At 62.9% G+C, this 18,980-nt stretch carries 16 protein-coding genes and 1 riboswitch; of the genes, 8 read left to right on the top strand and 8 right to left on the bottom strand.

The features are described from left to right. Nucleotides 1-21: 21 nt before the first annotated feature. The 3 genes from fba to EOB59_RS08135 form a co-directional block, all read right to left on the bottom strand. Complete coding sequence (fba, locus tag EOB59_RS08145) at nucleotides 22-1,086, bottom strand: class II fructose-bisphosphate aldolase (RefSeq protein ID WP_013532928.1); 1,065 nt, start codon at nucleotides 1,084-1,086, stop codon at nucleotides 22-24. 162 nt (nucleotides 1,087-1,248) lie between these two features. Beyond that, the gene (locus tag EOB59_RS08140) at nucleotides 1,249-1,722 is read right to left on the bottom strand and encodes a 6,7-dimethyl-8-ribityllumazine synthase (RefSeq protein ID WP_127397370.1); all 474 of its coding nucleotides are present in this window, start codon (nucleotides 1,720-1,722) and stop codon (nucleotides 1,249-1,251) included. 76 nt (nucleotides 1,723-1,798) lie between these two features. Beyond that, a riboswitch (FMN riboswitch) is annotated at nucleotides 1,799-1,946 on the bottom strand. Between the two features lie 66 nt (nucleotides 1,947-2,012). Next, nucleotides 2,013-3,182 (bottom strand): MFS transporter, encoded by a 1,170-nt coding sequence (locus tag EOB59_RS08135; RefSeq protein WP_128288125.1) that lies wholly within the window; start codon nucleotides 3,180-3,182, stop codon nucleotides 2,013-2,015. A gap of 49 nt (nucleotides 3,183-3,231) precedes the next feature. Here EOB59_RS08135 and EOB59_RS08130 point away from each other — a divergent pair, with 49 nt between their 5' ends. Then, nucleotides 3,232-3,771: an Lrp/AsnC family transcriptional regulator gene (locus tag EOB59_RS08130; protein WP_127320961.1), complete on the top strand. Its 540-nt coding sequence runs from the start codon at nucleotides 3,232-3,234 to the stop codon at nucleotides 3,769-3,771. Nucleotides 3,772-3,780: 9 nt separating this feature from the next. On the opposite strand, the gene mtnA is transcribed toward EOB59_RS08130, so the two are convergent. Together mtnA and mtnK are read right to left on the bottom strand one after the other, a co-directional pair. Then, a complete protein-coding gene (mtnA, locus tag EOB59_RS08125; RefSeq protein ID WP_128288124.1) occupies nucleotides 3,781-4,875 on the bottom strand; it encodes an S-methyl-5-thioribose-1-phosphate isomerase in 1,095 nt (364 codons plus the stop codon). Next, nucleotides 4,872-6,146, bottom strand: a complete 1,275-nt coding sequence (gene mtnK, locus EOB59_RS08120) for an S-methyl-5-thioribose kinase (RefSeq protein ID WP_128288123.1) — start codon at nucleotides 6,144-6,146, stop codon at nucleotides 4,872-4,874. Before mtnK ends, mtnA begins: the two co-directional genes overlap by 4 nt. Before the next feature lie 135 nt (nucleotides 6,147-6,281). On the opposite strand from mtnK, the gene EOB59_RS08115 reads away from it, so the two are divergent. From EOB59_RS08115 to EOB59_RS08100, 4 genes are all read left to right on the top strand, one after another. Beyond that, on the top strand, nucleotides 6,282-7,793 hold the full coding sequence (locus EOB59_RS08115; RefSeq protein ID WP_128288122.1) for a sugar ABC transporter ATP-binding protein: 1,512 nt from the start codon (nucleotides 6,282-6,284) through the stop codon (nucleotides 7,791-7,793). 82 nt (nucleotides 7,794-7,875) lie between these two features. Continuing rightward, nucleotides 7,876-8,871, top strand: coding sequence for an ABC transporter permease (locus tag EOB59_RS08110; protein WP_127291078.1), 996 nt, complete (start codon nucleotides 7,876-7,878; stop codon nucleotides 8,869-8,871). Between the two features lie 50 nt (nucleotides 8,872-8,921). Next, a complete protein-coding gene (locus EOB59_RS08105) occupies nucleotides 8,922-9,974 on the top strand; it encodes a substrate-binding domain-containing protein (protein ID WP_023808755.1) in 1,053 nt (350 codons plus the stop codon). Nucleotides 9,975-10,075: 101 nt separating this feature from the next. Then, nucleotides 10,076-10,921, top strand: a complete 846-nt coding sequence (locus tag EOB59_RS08100; protein WP_128288121.1) for an acyl-CoA thioester hydrolase/BAAT C-terminal domain-containing protein — start codon at nucleotides 10,076-10,078, stop codon at nucleotides 10,919-10,921. Here EOB59_RS08100 and EOB59_RS08095 read toward each other — a convergent pair. From EOB59_RS08095 to EOB59_RS08085, 3 genes are all read right to left on the bottom strand, one after another. After that, nucleotides 10,907-11,773 carry an alpha/beta hydrolase gene (locus EOB59_RS08095; protein WP_127811067.1) on the bottom strand — a complete coding sequence of 289 codons (867 nt, stop codon included), beginning with the start codon at nucleotides 11,771-11,773 and terminating at the stop codon, nucleotides 10,907-10,909. The genes EOB59_RS08100 and EOB59_RS08095 overlap by 15 nt on opposite strands. Before the next feature lie 137 nt (nucleotides 11,774-11,910). Continuing rightward, nucleotides 11,911-13,965 carry a bifunctional aldolase/short-chain dehydrogenase gene (locus EOB59_RS08090; protein WP_128288120.1) on the bottom strand — a complete coding sequence of 685 codons (2,055 nt, stop codon included), beginning with the start codon at nucleotides 13,963-13,965 and terminating at the stop codon, nucleotides 11,911-11,913. Between the two features lie 90 nt (nucleotides 13,966-14,055). Beyond that, nucleotides 14,056-15,021 carry a sugar-binding transcriptional regulator gene (locus EOB59_RS08085; protein ID WP_127396099.1) on the bottom strand — a complete coding sequence of 322 codons (966 nt, stop codon included), beginning with the start codon at nucleotides 15,019-15,021 and terminating at the stop codon, nucleotides 14,056-14,058. Nucleotides 15,022-15,212: 191 nt separating this feature from the next. Between EOB59_RS08085 and EOB59_RS08080 the strand changes: the two genes are divergently transcribed. From EOB59_RS08080 to EOB59_RS08070, 3 genes are all read left to right on the top strand, one after another. Beyond that, a complete protein-coding gene (locus EOB59_RS08080; protein ID WP_127396100.1) occupies nucleotides 15,213-16,853 on the top strand; it encodes an acyl-CoA synthetase in 1,641 nt (546 codons plus the stop codon). 187 nt (nucleotides 16,854-17,040) lie between these two features. After that, entirely contained in the window at nucleotides 17,041-17,646 is a 606-nt protein-coding gene (locus EOB59_RS08075) for a TetR family transcriptional regulator (protein ID WP_128288119.1), read from the top strand. Nucleotides 17,647-17,697: 51 nt separating this feature from the next. Further along, nucleotides 17,698-18,840, top strand: coding sequence for an efflux RND transporter periplasmic adaptor subunit (locus EOB59_RS08070; RefSeq protein WP_128288118.1), 1,143 nt, complete (start codon nucleotides 17,698-17,700; stop codon nucleotides 18,838-18,840). Nucleotides 18,841-18,980 lie beyond the last annotated feature (140 nt).

Genomic DNA, 18,980 nt, shown 5'->3' with positions numbered 1-18,980 from the left:
TCTGGGAAAAATGGCTGGAGCTCAGCCGAACTTCGGGTCGAGGCTGCCCGACTTATAGCGCTTGGCCATTTCGGCGACCGGCAGCGGCTTGATCTTCTGCGCGTTGCCGGCGGTGCCGAACTGTTCGAAGCGCTCCTTGCAGAGCTTGCGCATGGCGGCCATGGCTGGTGTCAAATATTTGCGTGGATCGAACTCGCTCGGGTTCTCGGTCAGCACCTTGCGGATCGCGCCGGTCAACGCCATGCGGTTGTCGGTGTCGATGTTGATCTTGCGCACGCCGTGCTTGATGCCGCGCTGGATTTCCTCGACCGGCACGCCCCAGGTCGGCTTCATCTGGCCGCCATATTTGTTGATGATCTCCTGCAGGTCCTCGGGCACCGAGGACGAGCCGTGCATGACCAGATGCATGTTCGGCAGCCGGCGGTGGATCTCCTCAATGACGTTCATGGCCAGCACCGCGCCGTCGGGCTTGCGCGAGAATTTGTAGGCGCCATGGCTGGTGCCCATGGCAACCGCCAGCGCATCGACATGGGTGTCCTTGACGAACTCGACCGCCTGTTCCGGATCGGTCAAAAGCTGGTCGTGGCTGATGGCGCCTTCGACGCCGTGGCCGTCTTCCTGCTCGCCGCCGCCGCTCTCCAGCGAGCCGAGCACGCCGATCTCGCCTTCGACGGACACGCCGCCCCAATGCGCCATGTCGACGACGCGCTTGGTGATGCCGGAATTGTAGGCGTAGTCGGCCGGCGTCTTGCCGTCTTCCTTCAGCGACCCGTCCATCATGACCGAGGTGAAGCCGTACTGGATAGCGGTGACGCAGGTGGCTTCGTTGTTGCCATGGTCGAGATGCATGCAGACCGGAATGTCGGGATGGATTTCGACCAGCGCGTCGATCAGCTTGGCCAGCACCACGTCATTGGCATAGGCGCGGGCGCCGCGGCTGGCCTGCAGGATGACCGGCGACTTGGTCTCCTCGGCGGCCTCCATGATGGCGAGGCCCTGTTCCATATTGTTCATGTTGAAAGCGGGCACGCCGTAGCCGTATTCGGCGGCGTGGTCGAGCAATTGTCTCAGTGTTATGCGAGCCACCCAATAGTCTCCCGTATCTGGTTTCAAGCGCAACGTCGCGGGCCGGCCGGTTGCCGGTCGGCCCTTGATGCTTCTGGCGGGATTTCAACGGAACCGCAACCTTCAGAGCTCTTCTCGATCGCAATTCTTGTTGCAGGGCTGAAATCCGGCCGTTTTGGTGACTTAAGCCGCGATCAACTCCCGCGCCGCCAGGAGTTGCACGCAGGCGTTCGCCGCTTCCTTGCCCTTGACCGTGAAGTGCTCAAAGAAGAAGCGGTGGTGCTCGGCGCTGTCGTGGTAGTTGTGCGGGGTGAGCACCGCCGACAGCACCGGCACGCCGGTCGACAGCTGCACGTTCATCATGCCGTCGATGACAGCACTTGCGACGAATTCATGCCGGTAGATGCCGCCATTGACGACAAAAGCGGTGCCGAGGATCGCGGCATAGCGGCCGGTCTGGGCCAGGGTCTTGGCATGCAGGGGAATTTCATAGGCGCCCGGCACGTCGAAGATGTCGACAGTGAAGTGCTCGCCTCCGATGTCGGCCAGTTCCGTCTCGAAGGCCTGTACGCATTGGTCGACGATAGCGGCATGCCAGCGCGCGCGGATAACGGCGATGCGAGTCTTTTCGTAGTCTTTATGGGAATGCTGATTCATGGGTCCATCCTTCCGTTTCGAACCAGAATCAGGACGCACGATACGGATTAAGCCCGCGAAAAGCGGGCCGGCTTCCGTTCGTTCTCTTCCATCCGGACTGTAACCGTCGGCTCCGGAATCACACCGGATCTGCTGACCTTTCCGATTTTGCCGGAAAGCGCTCGCGGGCTCAGGCCGAAACCTTTACCGCCGGTGGGGACTTTCACCCCGCCCTGAGAACATTAACAGCTTTGTATGAAAGGGCAGGGCGCTGCTGTCAACCGTGAGAAGGTTGGGCCAAGTTCGTTCGATTATCGCGTGCGCCACGCCGCCGCCGATGCGGCGATCAGCATCAGCAATGCTGCGACCATTGCGCAGGTGGCAAAACCAAAGCTGGTGTAGAGCGGCCCGAAGCTGGTGGTGCCGACAAAGACCGCTAGGTAAGTCACCGCGCTGTTCAGGCCCATGATCGTGCCGCGCCGCGACGGATCGAGTGCAGACAGGCGCATCACCAGGACATTCAGGCCGAAATGATTGGCCAGTCCCCAGATGGCCACCATGGTCAAGGTCAGCCCGAAACTGCCGCTCGTCGCGGCCATCGCGACGTAGACCACCGCAACCAGAAGATAGGCAAACGGCATGACGCGCCGCGCACCCAGTCTGTCGATGACGCCGTCGAGCAGAGCAGCGGTGCCGAAGCCTATACCGTAGGCAAGCGCCGCCAGGCCATTGGCGCTCACCGGCTGTCCAAGCCCGACATGAAGATGGTCGCCGAGATAGCCATAGACGCCGTAGAAAGAAGTCATGAAGGCGGCGCACGCGACCAGCAGCGGCAGGATTCCGGGAATGCCGAGCGCTTCCAGCGGGGCGGGCGCCGGTCCGGCCTTCCTGGTGTCGCTGAGCGACGTCGCCGTCAGCCCCATCCATGCAAGGGCCGCAAGCACCGCGACCGCTGCGAAAACGGCGCGCCAATGCACAAGATCGGCAAGCACGGCCGAAAGCGAAACGCCGGCCACCATGCTGAGCGTCCATCCGGTCAGCACGACGCCGATCGTGCCGCTCTCCCTGCCCGGTGGGGCGATGGCCGCGGCGCTGGCATAGATCGCGGGCATGGCGATGCCGGCAGCGATGCCGGCGAGTAACTGTGCCGCGACCAGCATGATCACCGTGGGTGCGACGGCACTCGCAACCAGCGCCAGTGCCAGCAGCAACAAAGCCCCCTGCAGCATCCGGCGGGCGCCGAGCCGGTCGATGTAGCGGGCCAGGAACAGGGCGCTTGCGGAGGTGCCAAGGCCGAACGCTGCCGCCGCAATCATCACGGCCGGCACGCTGGTGCCGAACGACGAGGCGACAGCCGGTGCAATCGGACCCAGCACTAGCGAGTTCGAGCCGATGACGGCGATGCAGCCCGTCAGCAGATAGGCAAGCGCCGGGATCGGGGCTCGGGCAGTCAATGGCGCAACTTGATCAATGTTCGACATATCAGCATAATGGCCGTATTCTATTCAGCGGAGAACCAGGAATTTCGCCATGGATGAAGAAACAGATGGCATTCTGCAGAACAGGCCCGCGGCCCGCGATCTCGACGCGATAGACCGAAGAATATTAGGTGTCCTGGTCGATGACGCCACGATCAGCTACGCCGAACTCGGCGATCGCGTCGGCTTGTCGCCACCCGCAGCGCATGAGCGGGTCAAACGGCTCCGTCGCAGCGGCGCCATCCGCAACACGGTCGCCATAATCGATCCCCGGGCGGTGAAAAAGCCTTTGCTTGCCTTTGTCCATATCGACACCAGGGGCTGGGGAAAGACGCCGGAACTGATGGCGGTCTCCCAATATCCCGAAGTCGAGGAGATCCATACGGTCGCCGGTGATACCTGCATGCTGCTGAAGGTCCGCACGGAAGACACCAGAGCACTCGAAGGCCTTTTGGCGCGCCTGTACGAAACGCCGGGGGTCACCTCGACGCGCAGCTATGTGGTTTTATCGACCTATCTGGAGCGGCCGGTGCAGCCGGGCATTACCGAGACATGGCCGACACCGAAGCATATGGCCGAGCCTCTGTACTAGGGACGTGGGCTACGCCCGCTCGGGGAACATCGCCTTCAATCCCTCGCGCGATGCCTTGGCAACGCCGCGCTCGGTGATCAAGCCGGTGACCAGCCGCGCCGGCGTCACATCGAAGGCCGGGTTGGCCGCAGGCGTCGTCTCCGGCGAAATGCGCACCTGGACAATCTCGCCGGCGGCGGTCTTGCCCCAGACCAGCGAGACCTCGTCGGCCGAGCGCTGCTCGATCGGGATCTCGGCCAGTCCGTCATGCACGGTCCAGTCGATAGTCGGCGACGGCAGTGCGACATAGAACGGCACATCATTGTCGGCGGCGGCGAGCGCCTTGAGATAGGTGCCGATCTTGTTGCAGACATCGCCGTCGGCCGTGGTGCGGTCGGTGCCGACGATGACCATGTCGATCTCGCCGCGCTGCATCAGATGGCCGCCGGCATTGTCGACGATCAGTGTGTGCGGCACGCCGTGCCCGGCCATCTCCCAGGCGGTCAGCTGTGCGCCCTGGTTACGCGGCCGCGTTTCATCGACATAGACATGGACCGGAATGCCGGCTTCTGTGGCCAGGTAGATCGGTGCCGTGGCGGTGCCGTAGTCGACCGTGGCCAGCCAGCCGGCATTGCAGTGGGTCAGGATGTTGACCGGTTCGCCCTTCTGCTTGCGCGCCGCGATCGCCTTGATGATGGCAAGACCGTTCTCGCCGATGGCGCGGTTGAGGCCGACATCTTCGTCGGCGATCTCACTGGCCCGCCGATAGGCGGCTTCGGGGCGTTGTTCGGGAGGCAAAGGCCGCAGGAAGCGCCGCATCTCGTCCAGCGCCCAGCGCAGATTGATCGCCGTCGGCCGCGTCTCGTGCAGGGTCTCCCACACGGCATCGAGCGCTGCATCCGACGGATCGTCAGCCATCTGCATGGCGACGCCGTAGGCAGCGGTGACGCCGATCAGCGGCGCGCCGCGTACCCACATGTCGCGGATGGCGGTGGCGATGCCGTCGACCGTGCCGATCGTTTCGATGCGGAAATCGTGCGGCAGCCAGCGCTGGTCGATGATATCGACCGAACGGCCGTCGTCGCTCAGCCAGATGGTGCGATAGTGGCGGTCGCCGACGTTCAATTGCTGCTCTCCTGTTCGATCAGCGCGGCCAAATTGTTGACCTCGTCGATGCTGTGGATCTGGCGCCGGTTGACGGCGAGATGGCGGCCGAATCGCAGCGCCTTTGCTTCACAACTGGCGCGCAAATCCTCATCGGCAATGGTCTCGAAATCGGCATTGTGGGCGAGGCCGAGGATACGTCGATGAACCTCGATGCCGGCAAAGCCGAGCAGGTCGGTCCACATCTGGTGCAGCACATGGTCGAGCGCCTGCCCGGCGCCGAGCCTGTCGCCCTGATCCTCGAACAGGCTCCTCTGGTAGAGCATGCCGGTGCGCTCGGTTCGCCATAGATGCGAGAATTCGGCGCGGAACACTGACCATGTCTCGACCGTCACACCGAGCAGATAGGCGCGCATGGCGTCGCGCTTTCCCTCCTGTTCGTGGCCGCGTTGCGAGAAGAACGACATCCAGAAATTGGCGAGCAGCATGCCGACATCGAAAGCCATCGGACCGTAGAAGGCGAACTCCGGATCGATCATCCGGGTTTCGCTGTCGGTGACCATGATCGAGCCGGAATGCAGATCGCCATGCAGCAGCGTTTCGGCATTGGCGGCGAAGATGTGCTTCAGCCGCTGCGCCTCGACCTTGAGGTCGCGGTCGGCGCGCAGATCGGCGACCAGGCCGTCGAGCTGCGGCGAGGTGTGCCGGTTCATCTTGGCGTCGAAATAGGGGTCGGAAAACACCAGGCTCTCGGTGATGTCGCAGAGCTCGACATTGTCGGCGAACAGCGCCAGATCGGCCTTGCGGTCCTTGGCGGCCATGTGCAGGTCGGAGCCGCGAAACAGCGTTCGGGCCATGAACAGGCCGATGTCCCGGGCAATGTTCGGCAGCTGGCGGCCGTCGATCAGGGCGCGGCGCAGGATGATGTGCGGCGGCGCAAGATATTCCATGATGATCAGCGCCTGGCCTTCATCGAAATAATGGATCGCCGGCACCGAGCCTGGCGCGCGCGCCTCTTGCCTGGTCAGCGCGTGATATTCGAAGAAGGAGCGCTTCAACGGCAGCGGCCAGCTGTCGCCGACCAGGCGAACATAGGGCAGGGCCTGCTTGACCACGGCTGCACCGCTGGCGCCCTCGACAATGAACACCAGGTTGAGATTGCCGTCGCCGACCTCGCGAACCTTCCAGGCGCCAGTGTCCTTGCCGATCTTCGCGCATAGCGCCTCGTTGCCGCCAAGGCGTGCAGCCAGGGTTTCGACCGATAGTGCTTCGAACGGCAATTTTTCAGTCATCGTCATCCTCCCGCTTATGCGCTCCGAACATAACGGAGGCGTGGCGGCTGGGCCAAGCTAGGAAGCGATCTGGCAATTGTCAATCGTGTTGACAAATGCCGATGCAGCCCATAGCGTCATGTCAGGGAGGAACGCATGGTCGGCAATGCCGTGTTCCGCGTAGAGGGACTGAGGAAATCCTTTGGCCATAACGAGGTGCTAGGCGGCGTCTCGGTCGAATTGCATGCCGGCGAAGTCACCGTGCTGATGGGCGCCAATGGCGCCGGCAAATCCACCCTCGTCAAGATCATCTCCGGTGTCTACGAACGCGGCGGCGGCACGATGGCGCTCGCCGACCAGGATTTCGCACCGAAAACCCCGGCCGAAGCGATCCGCGCCGGCGTCGTCACCGTGCACCAGAATATCAACGACGGTGTCGTCGCCGACCTCGACGTCGCCACCAACCTGACCCTCGACCGGCTGAGCGGCAGCGGCGCGCCGACCCTATTCAACCCAATGCGCGTGCGGCGGGAGGCCAAGGCGGTTGCCGACCGCATGGGGCTGGCCATCGATTTGAAGGCGCGGGTGAGCGATCTTTCGCTGGCCGATCGCCAGATGGTGGCGATTGCCCGCGCGCTGGCGCACAAGCCGAAAGTGCTGATCCTCGACGAGCCGACCTCATCGCTGTCCAGCGCCGAGGCCGACCGGCTGTTCGCGCTGATCGACAGGCTGCGCGAGCAGGGCGTGGCGATCCTCTACATCTCGCATCGTATGTCGGACATCAGGCGGCTGGCCGATCGCATCGTCTCGATGCGTGACGGGATCATCTCAGGCATTTTCGACAAGAAACCGCTCGACTATGAAGGCGCGGTCAACGCCATGCTCGGCCGCAAGATCCATCTCGACCAGATCGTCGTCAGGAATTCGGCCAAGGCAGTACTGACGATCGAGGGTCTGCGCATTGCACAAGGCGCCAGGCCGATCTCGCTGACGCTCGGCGACGGCGAGGTCGTTGCCATCACCGGCCTCGTCGGCGTCGGCAAGACGGCGCTTGCCGAGACTCTCTTTGGTGTGCGCCAGCCGCTCGCCGGCACCATGACGCTGAACGGCAGGCCTTATGCACCTGAAACAGCCGGCGAAGCGATCGCCGCCGGCGTGTTCCTCGTTGCCAAGGACCGCGGCGAAAACGGCATCGTCCAAGGCTTCAACATCCAGGAAAACATCAGCCTGCCGTTTCACAAGCGCATGTCTCGCTTCGGCATCCTGAGGCGCCGCCTCGAACGCACCACGGCACGCCGGCAGATCGAGGAACTGAGCATCGTCTGCCGTTCTGAGAAGGACGAGATGTCGGAGCTGTCCGGCGGCAACCAGCAGAAGGTGATGGTCGCCCGCTGGATGGCGCAGGATGCAAGGCTGTTCATTCTGGATGAGCCGTTTCAGGGCGTCGATATCTCGGCCCGGCGCGACATTGCCGCCAAGCTCAGGGCCAGTGCAAACGGACGCGCCACGCTGCTGTTCGTCACCGAACTCGACGAGGCCCTGGAGACCGCCGATCGCATCCTGGTCATGTCGGAACAGACCATCGTCGGCGAACACCGCAATGCCGATGTCGATCTCGACCGCCTGCTGGCCGAGGTCGCCGGCGGGCCGCTGCACAGCGCCGCCTGATGATGGCGGCAAATGGGAATTGGAATGGAGAGAGCATGGGTTCGAGTTGGGTAAAAATCGCGGCGGCGTGCGGGAGCGCTGAATGACGTTGCGCGATCACGCCATCCGCTACGGGTTCATCGTGCTCTTGTTTGGGCTCGTCGCCTATTTCTCGATCGCCGCCGACGGTTTCGTTTCGCCGCAAAGTGCGGTTTTCATCTTCCAGTCGGTCGCCATCACCGGCGTGCTGGCGCTCGGCGTCACCGCCACGCTGGTTGTCGGCGGCTTTGATCTGTCGATCGGCTCGGTCGCCACCTCAGCCATGATGGCGGCCGCCTATGTGATGGTGGTGCTGGAGCAGAACGCTCTTGTCGCGGTCGTCGTCTGCCTGCTGATCGGCGCCGTTGTCGGCCTGATCAATGGCTGGCTGATCGTCTACATGCGCGTGCCCGATCTGCTGGCGACGCTCGGCATGATGTTCCTGCTCGTCGGCCTGCAGCGCATTCCGACAGAAGGCCGCTCGATCGCCACCGGCATGACCATGCCGGACGGTTCGGTCGCCAACGGCAAATTCTCCGACGCCTTCCTGGCGCTCGGCCGCCACCGCTTTGACTTCTTCATCCCGAACCTGATTCCGGTGTCGGTGGTGGTCCTGCTCGTGCTCGCTGTGCTGATCTGGTTCTTCCTCGAATACACACGTTTCGGTCGCATGATGTATGCCGTGGGCAGCAATGAGCGCGCCGCCGAACTCGCCGGTGCGCCTGTCAAGGCATACAAGATCTGGGCCTACGTTATTTCAGGAGTTTTTGCCTCGATCGGCGGCATTTTGCTCGCTGCCCGGCTTGGACGCGGCGACATCGCCTCGGGTAATAATCTGCTGCTCGATGCGGTTGCCGCGGCACTGATCGGCTACGCGGTGCTAGGTGCCGCCAAGCCGAACGCCTTCGGCACTGCCATCGGTGCGCTGTTCGTCGGCATCTTGCTGCAAGGCCTGACGATGATGAACGCGCCTTACTATACGCAGGATTTCGTCAAGGGCGTGGTTCTGGTCGTCGCCCTTGTCTTCACCTTTGCGCTTTCTGGCAGAGGCCGGAGGTAGCTTTCGACCGGAACAGGATTTTGGGTTCAACAAAAGTGGAGGAAAACAAAGTGAGCATTACAAGAAGACTTCTGGGGAAGGTGGCGCTCGGATTGGCCGGCGCAACCATGCTGATGCAGGTCCCGGCTTTTGCCGCGGACAAGCCGGCGCCTTTCGACAAGCCCGGCGTCAAGATCGCGCTGGTGCGCTATCTCTCGACCGGCGACTTCTTCCAGGCCTATCTGTCGGGCGTCGAGGCGCAGTCGAAGGCGCTCGGCATCGACCTGCGTGTCCTCGACAGCCGCCAGGATGCCGCCCTTCAGTCCGACATGGTCGATCAGGCCATCGCGCTCGGCGTGCAGGGCATCATCATCCAGCACGGCCTGACGGAATCGATGAAGGACGCTGCCCAGCGTGCGGTCGACGCCGGCATCAAGGTTGTGGCCTTCGACGTCAATGTCGAGAATCCCAAGATCCCGCAGATCGAACAGTCCGACCGCGACCTGGCGCGCCTCGCGCTCGAGCAGGCTGTCAAGGACAATGGCGAAAGCTGGAATGCCGGCTATGTCTATGTCGCCGGCATCGCGCCGCTCGACCGCCGCAACGAGACCTGGGTCGACGTCAAGAAGAAGTATGCCGGCATCAAGGAAGTCGCGATGTTCGGCACGCTCGACAATCCGATCGCCAACTCCGTCGCCAACCAGGCGCGTTCGGTGCTGACGGCGCATCCCGACATCAAGGTGATGTTCGCTCCCTATGACGAATTCGCCAAGGGCGTGAAGATCGCCGTCGACGAAGCGGGCTTGAACAAGGGCATCAAGATCTATTCGGCCGATATCTCGACGTCCGATATCGCTGCGATGCGTGAGCCCGACAGCGCCTGGGCCGCGACCGCCGCGACCAACCCGGCCGTCGTCGGCCAGGTCTCGGTGCGTGCGCTGGCGCAGCTGCTGGCCGGTGAAGATCCGGGCCACAACGTCGTCGTGCCGCCGACACTGATCACCCAGAAGGACCTCATCGACAAGGACATCAAGAACATGGAAGACCTGTCGGCCAAGCTGCCGCAGTTCGCCCATGCCGATGTCGCGATGCCGGCCTGGATGCCGAACCCGAACGCCAAGTAGGTTTCGCTATCGAAGGCCGCCTGCAGCCGCTTGCTGCAGGCGGCCTTTTTGCTGAATATCTGCAGCCGGCGCCAGGCTCCGGCCCAAGGTACGGTGCTTATATGGAAGTCCAGGCGGCAATCGAGGAAGACCTGTCCGGCGCCGTCGCCGGAACCTTGTTTCGATGCCCGCAGGCCACCACCGGTGTCGTGGTGTTGGGTGGGTCGAGTGGCCGCATCGATGTCGGGCGCGCACGGCTCTTTGCAAACCAGGGTTCGTCGGCCCTTGCCCTGCGATGGTTTGGCGGTGAGGGACAGCCTCCTGGAATATGCGAAATTCCCCTCGAAACCTTCTTTGCGGCGACCGACTATCTCATTGGAACGGGATGCCACCGCATCGTCTATGTCGGCACATCCAAGGGTGCCGAGGCCGCATTGTGCGCAGCGGTCCATGATCAGCGTGTCAACGCTGTGGTCGCGATCAGCCCGTCATCGGTGGTTTGGGGAAATATCGGTGCGGGCCGGGATGGCTTCAGCTGGCCTGAACGATCCTCATGGTCGCTCGACGGTATTCCCCTGCCATTCGTGCCGGCAGATCCGGATTGGGCATCCAAGCAGGTAGATGGTCTGGTGTCTTACAGCGGGTTATTCGAACGCAGCATGAAAACCTTCAAGCGGGAGGCGAATGCCGCGACCATTCCCGTGGAAAAGATATCGGCCGAGATTGTGCTTGTCGCGGGTGGCGACGATGCGCTGTGGCCCTCCCTATGGTTCGCGGAAGAGATTGTCCGGCGGCGCGGCAAAGCCGGCAAGGTCACCCACCTCGTTTCATCGCCGGATGCGGGGCACCGTATTCTCTTGCCGGGGGAAACCACGCCGCGCTCGGTGTCGCATGAGCATGGCGGCAGTGACGAGGCTGATTCGAGGCTGGGAACCAGGGCCTGGAAACACATTCTAGAGTTGCTGTAGCAGGGGTTTCGCGGCGGCCGAAGGATGCTGGTCGTTCCAGAAGTCGAGCACAGTCGAGATTATTGCCTCCGGCGCGTCTTCCTGAACGAGATGTTTGGCATTTGGAACTGTGATGAACGGCGCACCGGGGATGCGGCGCGCCAGTTCTCGCCCGTCGTCGAGCGGAATCCACTCGTCGTCTTCACCCCACAGGATCGTCACAGGGCAACGTATCTCGTCGTACCGCCACTCGACCTCTCGACTGTACTTGTCGTCCATCTGTGCGATCTGACGCCAAAAAGCCTTCTGTCCCTCGTCTCCAAGCCATGGCTGCAGATAGAGCTGCATTTCGTCCGCGCGCAACGCGTTCGCGACAGAGCCGCCGATATAGGCGCGAAGCATGGCTTCATGGATATAGGCCGGCAGACCGGCAAACGCTTTCTCGTGTTCTTTTGCCGCTTGAACCAAGGGCGATCCCTGAGGGCTGATCGCGACCGGATCAATCAGCACCAGAGAGCGATAATCGAGCCCGTTGAGCAGGTGGCCGCGCAACGCGACGGAGCCGCCGAAGTCATGCGCCACGATGTCGGGCCACTCCAGCTCCCAGTGAGCGTAGAGCGCCGCGAACAACTCGTTTTGAAAGCCGCGCGACACGTCCGCGTCGGGCTTGGCGGATTGCCCGTAGCCGAGCATGTCGAAATAGTAGATCCGGCGCCGTTGCCCGAGCCAAGCTGCAATCCGCCGCCATTCCACCGACGAGAACGGGGTACCATGAAGCAAGACCGCCGGCGGCCCGTCGCCGATCGTTCCCCATGCGATCGGGTGACCCGAAAAAATAAAGCGTTCGGGCAGGGACCAGTCATCGGTTGGCATGAGGGAACTCCCGGCAACAATTTAGCTGCTTGACCTTGCTCGATCTCAATGGCCGGTCGGGTCGAAAGTTCCCAACCGCCCCTTCTCGAGCAAGCTTCGGAGTTGCACCGCACCTTTCGTCTGGACGGATCTCTACGTCAGCGCAACGCTGCCGCGATATTACCGCCGTCGACGGTCGTCACATCGGCGGTGGTGCGGTCGGCCAGCGCGTGATGCAGGAAGGCCTGCGCCACGTCCTGCGCCGTCACTTCCTGGCCGAGCAGATTGCCGGACATGTAGTCCTTCTCCGACACGCCGCGCGCGCCTGAGCGGCTGGCGATCATGGCGTCGGTCAGAAGCCCCGAGCGGATGCGGTCGGCGTTGACGGCGTTGGAGCGGATGCCATGCGCGCCATAGTCAAGCGCGTATTGCCTGGACAGGAACAGTGTCGCCGCCTTCGGCACGCCATAGGCGCCGAACTTCGGGCCGGGGTTCACCGCCTGTTTGGAGGTGTTGAACAAAAGCACGCCGCCTGTGCCCTGCTCGAGCATGATGCGCACGGCATTCTGCGCCACCGATTGGTGGGCGAAGAAATTGAGCTCGAAACTCTTGCGCAGGAGTGCGTCGTCGAGCTCGCCGATGCGGCCTTCCCAGGCGGCGCCGGCATTGGAAACCAGGATGTCGACACCGCCGAACACGGCGACCGCCCTGTCGAAGGCGGCACGCACCTGCGCCGGGTCGGTGATGTCGGCGGCGACGCCGATCGAATTGTTGCCGGCTTTCTTCGCCGCATCGGCAGCCTTTTCGGCGTCGAGATCGACGACGACGGCATGGGCGCCATTGTCGGCGAACAATTTGGCTGTCGCTGCACCGATCGCGCCGGCGCCGCCGGTGATCAGCACCACCTGGCCAGTCAGTGGCTTCGGCTTGTTGGAGGCGAGCTTGGCCTGTTCCAGCGACCAGTATTCCAGCGGGAACAGATCGGCCTTGGAGAGCGGGTGGAAACGGCCGACCGCCTCGGCGCCGCGCACCGCCTCGATCCACATCTCGCCGACGTCCGAGGCGATCTTCGCGTCCTTCAGCGTGCGGCCATGGCCGAACATGCCGAGGCCCGGCACCAGCGTCAGCCGCGGCATCTGGTCGAGCATGGTGCGCTTGACGTCGTCGAGCGCATCATTGGTTTCGAAATAGGCGCGATAATCCTTGGCGAACGCGTCGACATGGCTCTTGATCACCGCCTTGTAGTCGCCGGCCTTGTCAGCATCGGGCGCCGGCAGCGCCATTGGGCCGGTCTTGATGCGGATCGACAGATCCGGTGTCGACACGCCGCGTCCGGCATAGTCGGCGATCTCGGCCGAATTGATGAAATCGACAATTGCCGGCGAAGTGCGGAAATCGCTGACCATGCGGTCGAAGCGGCCTTCGCCGCGCGCCACCGCCACCGCACCACGCAGCATCGGCGCGATGGACGCCGGTGTCGCGAGGCTTGCCGGCAAGGCCGCCTTTGCCGCCTTCGGCTTGCCGCTTGCGGCAATGAAGTCCTCGGCGACATTCACATAGTGGATCATCCGGTCGTAGGCCTGTTTGGCGTCGTCGCCGAAGGTGAAAATGCCGTGCTTGTCCAGGATTAGGCCTTCGACATCAGGGTCGGCGTCGAAGATGTCGGCCGCCGCCTTGGCGAGGTCGAAGCCGGGCATGATGTAAGGCACATAGCCCATCTTGGCGCCGAAAACCGTCTTCACCAGAGGTTTGGAGTCCTCCTGGTCGACGATGGCGAGGATGGCGGTCGAGTGCGTGTGGTCGACGAATTTGTGCGGCAGGAAGGCATGCAGCAGCGTCTCGACCGACGGGTTGGGCGAGGACGGATCGATGAGGTTGACGCGTTGCAGGGCAACCATGTCCTCGTCGGCCAGCCTGTTCAGCGCGCGCGCCTTGAGCAACGGCTTGAGCTTGACCGCCGGCAGGCCCTGCGGCTCGATGACGCCCATATCCCAGCCGCTGCCCTTGACGCACAGCACGTCCCACTGGTCGCCGACGAGGTCGGTTGCCGTCGTCTTGCAAGAGGTGTTGCCGCCGCCATGCAGGACCAGCCGTGGTTCGCCGCCGAGCAGCCGGGTCGTGTAGACGCGCAGCGCCAGGTCGCGGCCGACACCCTTTTTCGCGTAGTCTGCGACGAGATTTTCGGCTGCTTCGTCATTCCACAAATTCTTCATGTTCGCTTCGTCCGGTTGCTGTCTTTGTTGGTGAAACAGGATTGCCGCGACGCTTTGATGACAATGCGCCGGCAGCGGAGAGGAGGATTTCTAGGAGGCCTTTTCTATGGTGGCAGCCGCATGGTCCAGGAGCCGCTGCGCCATGTGCGCGCCGACCACCAGATGCGTGCAAAGGCCGCCGGCGATCGCCGCGAGCAGCGGTTCGAACTTGCTGTCCTCCTGCACCACCACCAACCGCCTGGTGATGGCGCGCAGCGAGGCAAGTTCGGCGGAGATCACCCGGCGGTTATAACCGCAGCCGAGCACCTTGCCTTCGGCGTCTATGATCTGCCCGGCAATCACGCCGGCAGCGCCTTGGCTACGCAAATCCGCCATTTCGTTTGGCGTCAGCGCGCCGCATTTGACCAGATGGCTGTCGGCGTCGACCGCGCCGACCGAGTATAACGCCAGGTCGCATTCGCTGACACCCGACAATTGTTCCCGGATCACCGGCTCGGCACGCAGCGCCCGCGCGAGTTCTTCCGTCGACAGCACCAGCGGCGCGTAGAAATTGAGCCCCTTGGCGTTGAGCCGCCGCGCGATTTCCATGGTGCATTGGTCGGGGCGATAGGAATAGGGCGCGCCGAGATTGCCGCAGAGCTGCACCACCGTGACATCCTGTAGATCGGCATAGGACATCACGTCGGCGATCATATAGACGGTGCGGCCCCAGGCGACGCCGATGCGGTCGCCCTTCTTGACCAGTTCGAGAAAGACGCTCGCCGCCAGCACGGCGATTTCCGTCGATGGGTCGGCAATATGATCATTCTCCGGCGCGATCCAGACGGCGTCGAGGCTCAACGCATCCTCGAGCTTGCGCGCCAGCACGTCGTCGGTGAAAAGCTGGGTCGAGGTCGAGATGTTGACGATGCCGGTCTCGCGCGCCTTGCGCAGATACATGGCGACCGAGGCACGGGAAATGTTAAGCTGGCTCGCCACCTGGTCCTGCCGCAGGCCATGGGCATAGTAGAGCCAGGCGGCCTTGTGGATGAGTTGTTCTGCCGGTCGGATCGCCATGCCGTCTCCTCGGCTGACATTATTCACGGCTCTCGACAAAAGTCAAACTGGGCAGAGGTATGCGATACTCCCGCTTACGCCGAATCTGGTTCATCATTGTGCCAAATGCGCTCTCTCGTGGCATAGTTTGTGGTGACGCGGCCCGAGCCTGTGATTAGAACGTCTGAAAGAAACCGCGGGGGGAGCATGGGATGGGCAGTCCTTACGAACAGGATCTCGACAAGAACGCGGCCAACCATCAACCGCTGACACCGCTCACCTATCTTGAGCGCGCGGCCAAGACCTATCCCGACCATGTCGCCATCATTCACGGCCGCCAGCGCATCGACTATCGCACTTTCTGGCATCGGTCGCTGAAGCTTGCCTCCGCGCTCGACAGGCGCGGCATCGGCAAGGGCGACACCGTCACCGTCATGCTGTCCAACACGCCGCCGATGCTGGAGGCGCATTTCGGCGTGCCGATGACCAAGGCGGTGCTGCATTCGCTCAACACCCGCCTCGATGCCGCGGTCATCGCCTTCCAACTCGATCATGCCGAGACCAAGGTGCTGATCGTGGACCGCGAATTCTCCGGCGTTGTCAGGCAGGCCCTGGAACTGACCGAGGTCAAGCCGCTGGTCATCGACTATGACGATCCCGAATACGCCGACGACGCGCCGTATCCGAAGGGCGAGCGGGTTGGCACGCTGGACTATGAGGCGTTTGTCGCAGGCGGCGCCGAGGATTTCGCCTGGTCGATGCCCGACGACGAGTGGGACGCCATCTCGCTCAACTACACTTCCGGAACGACAGGCAATCCGAAGGGCGTCGTCTACCACCATCGCGGTGCCGCGCTGATGGCCTACACCAACACCATTCATGCGGGCATGGCCAAGCACGCGGTCTATCTCTGGACGCTGCCGATGTTCCACTGCAATGGCTGGTGCTTTCCCTGGACGCTCGCTGTCCAGGCCGGCACCCATGTCTGCCTGCGCTGGGTGCGGCCGAAGCCGATCTACGATGCGATTGCCGATCACGGCGTCACCCATCTGTGCGGCGCCCCGGTCGTCATGTCGGTGCTGATCAATGCCAGGGAGGAGGACAAGCGCGAATTCCCGCAGACTGTCACCTTCAACACCGCGGCAGCTCCGCCACCGGAAGCGGTGCTGTCGGGGATGGCCGATGCCGGCTTTGCCGTCACCCACCTCTACGGCCTGACCGAGACCTATGGTCCGGCGGTCGTCAACGAATGGCATGGCGCCTGGGATGATCTCGAAAAGGGCGAGCGCAGTGCCAGGAAGGCGCGGCAGGGCGTGCGCTATGCGGCGCTCGAAGGCCTGACCGTCATGGACCCCGAGACGATGCGGACCACACCGGCCGATGGTGAGACCATCGGCGAGGTCATGTTCCGCGGCAACATCGTCATGAAAGGCTATTTGAAGAACCGCAAGGCGAGCGACGAGGCCTTCGCCGGCGGCTGGTTCCACTCCGGCGATCTCGGCGTCATGCACCCCGATGGCTACATCCAGTTGAAGGACCGCTCCAAGGACATCATCATCTCCGGTGGCGAGAACATTTCCTCTATCGAGATCGAGGACGCGCTCTACAAGCACCCGTCGGTTGCCTCTTGCGGCGTCGTCGCCAGGCCCGACGACAAATGGGGCGAGGTGCCTGTTGCCTATGTCGAGCTGAAGCCCGGCAAGGCCGCGACCGAAGCCGAGATCATCGATCACTGCCGCGCGCTGCTTGCCCGGTTCAAGGTGCCGAAGGCGGTCATCTTCGCCGAAATCCCGAAGACCTCGACCGGCAAGATCCAGAAATTCCGGTTGCGCGAGATGGCGAGGGGGACTTAAGCCTCGTCGCTGCTCTCCTCCAGTTACGACCTTTGCGATTGGGCAAAGCCTCCGCGACTTTCGTCGGTTCCCTGTCACCATCTGTCATCATTCGTACGTGTACACCGAATCCGCATTGACAGGTCGCTCTTTTCAATTTACGAGTGACGAAAATCGAAATTCATCACTCGTAAATCGATAGAGGATCATGTCCGAAGCCGCCACCATAGTCGCCGAAGCCGCCCGACAGGAAAATGTAACGCGCATTCTCGATTGCGCCGAGCGCCTGTTCCGGCACTATGGCTACGGCAAGACCAATGTCGCCGACGTCGCGCGTGAGCTCGGCATGTCGCCCGCCAACATCTACCGTTTCTTCGCCTCCAAGGTCGAAATCCACCAGGCCGTCTGCGGCCGTATGCTCGGCGCCAGCTACAAGATGGCCTACGAGATTTCGCGCCTGCCGATCAGCGCCGAGGAGCGGCTCCGGCGTTACGTGCATGCGCAATACAAGATGACGATGGAGGTCATGCTCGACGACCAGAAGGTCCACGAGATGGTCATCGTCGCCCTCGAACGGGACTGGGGTGTGATCGACAAGCATGTCGACAGCATCCACGACCTGTTTGCGGAGGTGATCCGCGACGGCATCGAGGCCGGTGAGTTCAGACAACAGGACCCGGTGACCGCGTCGCGCTGCTTCGGTGCCGCAACGGTCATCCTGTGCCATCCGCAAATGGTGGCGCAGTGCCTTGCCAAGACCAACCGGGCGATGCCCGACGATCTGATCGACTATGCGATCAGAGCTCTGAAGTAATAGCCCCCGCCAGCCGGTTGTCGACCATTCATCTCCAGTCGGAGTACCAAGATGTCTTTGTCCAATTCCATCCTTCGCAAGCTGCCAGTTGCCGGCCTGATCGTCGCCACTCTCGGGCTTGCCGGCTGCAGCCAGGAAAAAGCCGAAGTCAAGGATATCATCCGTCCCGTCAAGGTTGTCGAGATCGCGAAGGTGCACGACACCCGCACGCTCTCCTATTCCGGCTCGGTGCGAGCCCGCACCGAGAGCGCTCTGGCGTTCCGCGTCAATGGCAAGATCACCGAGCGCCTCGTCGATATCGGCCAGCATGTGGCCGCGGGCGATGTGCTCGCCCGCATCGATCCCATTGACTACGACCTCTCGGTCAAGAGCGCGCAGGCAGCGCTCGATGCCGCCGAGCGGCAGGTCGAGACTGTGGAGCTTGCCCGCAAGCGAGCCGAGCAGCTTTTTGCCAAGAATTTTGCCCCGAAATCACAGCTCGAACAGGCGACCTTGACCTATGACCAAGCGGTCGCCACGCGTGATTCCGCCCTTTCGACACTTGCACAGGCGAAGAACCAGGTCGGCTATACCGATCTCAAGGCCGACAGGGATGGCATCGTCACCACGGTCAGTGCCGACGTCGGTCAGGTCGTCGGTTCCGGTACGCCGGTTGTCACTGTCGCCGTCGACGGCGAGAAGGAAGTGCTGATCGCCGTCCCCGAAATGGAAATCGCCGAATTCAGGCCGGGCAAGGCAGTCAAGGCGGGCTTCTGGTCCGACGATGCGCTGGCGCTCGATGGCAAGGTCCGCGAAGTCGCCGGCAGCGCCGATCCGCAGTCACGCACCTTTGCCGTCCGCGTCAGCCTGCCAAACGATCCGCGTGTGCTGCTCGGCATGACCGCCAGCATCGAAGCCTCGGCGGCCAATGAGCGGCAGCTGGTCTCGATCCCGCTGAGCGCATTGGCCGAGCAAGGCATCCAATCGATCGTCTGGACCGTCGATCGTGGCGCCGACACCGTTCATGCCCGTCCGATCAAGGTTGCCGAGTTCGCCGCCGATGGCGTGCGTGTCGCAGAGGGTTTGAAACCCGGCGATGTCGTGGTCGCCGCCGGCACGCAATTCATGACCGAAAACCTGAAGGTGAAGCTCGCTGGTGATGCGGCGCTGCAATCGGCATCCGCGGCAGACGGCGACGCCAAGCAGGTGCGCTGACGACAGACAACCGGCTGCGCGTTCCCGCAGTCGTTGGTTTCCGGGCGGCAGGCGCCCGACCGAGACGCTCGATTGATGTAACCCCCACATCGATCTCGCGTCCCACCGCGATGAGTGCTTCTCCGCTCGGAGAGCCTTGC

The sequence above is a fragment of the Mesorhizobium sp. M7A.F.Ca.MR.176.00.0.0 genome, assembly GCF_004023165.1.
Classification (GTDB): Bacteria; Pseudomonadota; Alphaproteobacteria; order Rhizobiales; family Rhizobiaceae; genus Mesorhizobium.
This window is presented reverse-complemented; position numbering and strand designations above follow the sequence as displayed.

Coding starts and splice junctions, on each gene's coding strand:
- EOB59_RS08090 (WP_128288120.1), bottom strand. CDS start 13,965: ATGAAGAATTTGTGGAATGACGAAGCAGCCGAAAATCTCGTCGCAGAC.
- EOB59_RS08070 (WP_128288118.1), top strand. CDS start 17,698: ATGTCTTTGTCCAATTCCATCCTTCGCAAGCTGCCAGTTGCCGGCCTG.
- EOB59_RS08080 (WP_127396100.1), top strand. CDS start 15,213: ATGGGCAGTCCTTACGAACAGGATCTCGACAAGAACGCGGCCAACCAT.
- EOB59_RS08140 (WP_127397370.1), bottom strand. CDS start 1,722: ATGAATCAGCATTCCCATAAAGACTACGAAAAGACTCGCATCGCCGTT.
- EOB59_RS08085 (WP_127396099.1), bottom strand. CDS start 15,021: ATGGCGATCCGACCGGCAGAACAACTCATCCACAAGGCCGCCTGGCTC.
- mtnK (WP_128288123.1), bottom strand. CDS start 6,146: ATGACTGAAAAATTGCCGTTCGAAGCACTATCGGTCGAAACCCTGGCT.
- EOB59_RS08095 (WP_127811067.1), bottom strand. CDS start 11,773: ATGCCAACCGATGACTGGTCCCTGCCCGAACGCTTTATTTTTTCGGGT.
- EOB59_RS08135 (WP_128288125.1), bottom strand. CDS start 3,182: ATGTCGAACATTGATCAAGTTGCGCCATTGACTGCCCGAGCCCCGATC.
- EOB59_RS08110 (WP_127291078.1), top strand. CDS start 7,876: ATGACGTTGCGCGATCACGCCATCCGCTACGGGTTCATCGTGCTCTTG.
- EOB59_RS08115 (WP_128288122.1), top strand. CDS start 6,282: ATGGTCGGCAATGCCGTGTTCCGCGTAGAGGGACTGAGGAAATCCTTT.
- EOB59_RS08075 (WP_128288119.1), top strand. CDS start 17,041: ATGTCCGAAGCCGCCACCATAGTCGCCGAAGCCGCCCGACAGGAAAAT.
- EOB59_RS08130 (WP_127320961.1), top strand. CDS start 3,232: ATGGATGAAGAAACAGATGGCATTCTGCAGAACAGGCCCGCGGCCCGC.
- EOB59_RS08100 (WP_128288121.1), top strand. CDS start 10,076: ATGGAAGTCCAGGCGGCAATCGAGGAAGACCTGTCCGGCGCCGTCGCC.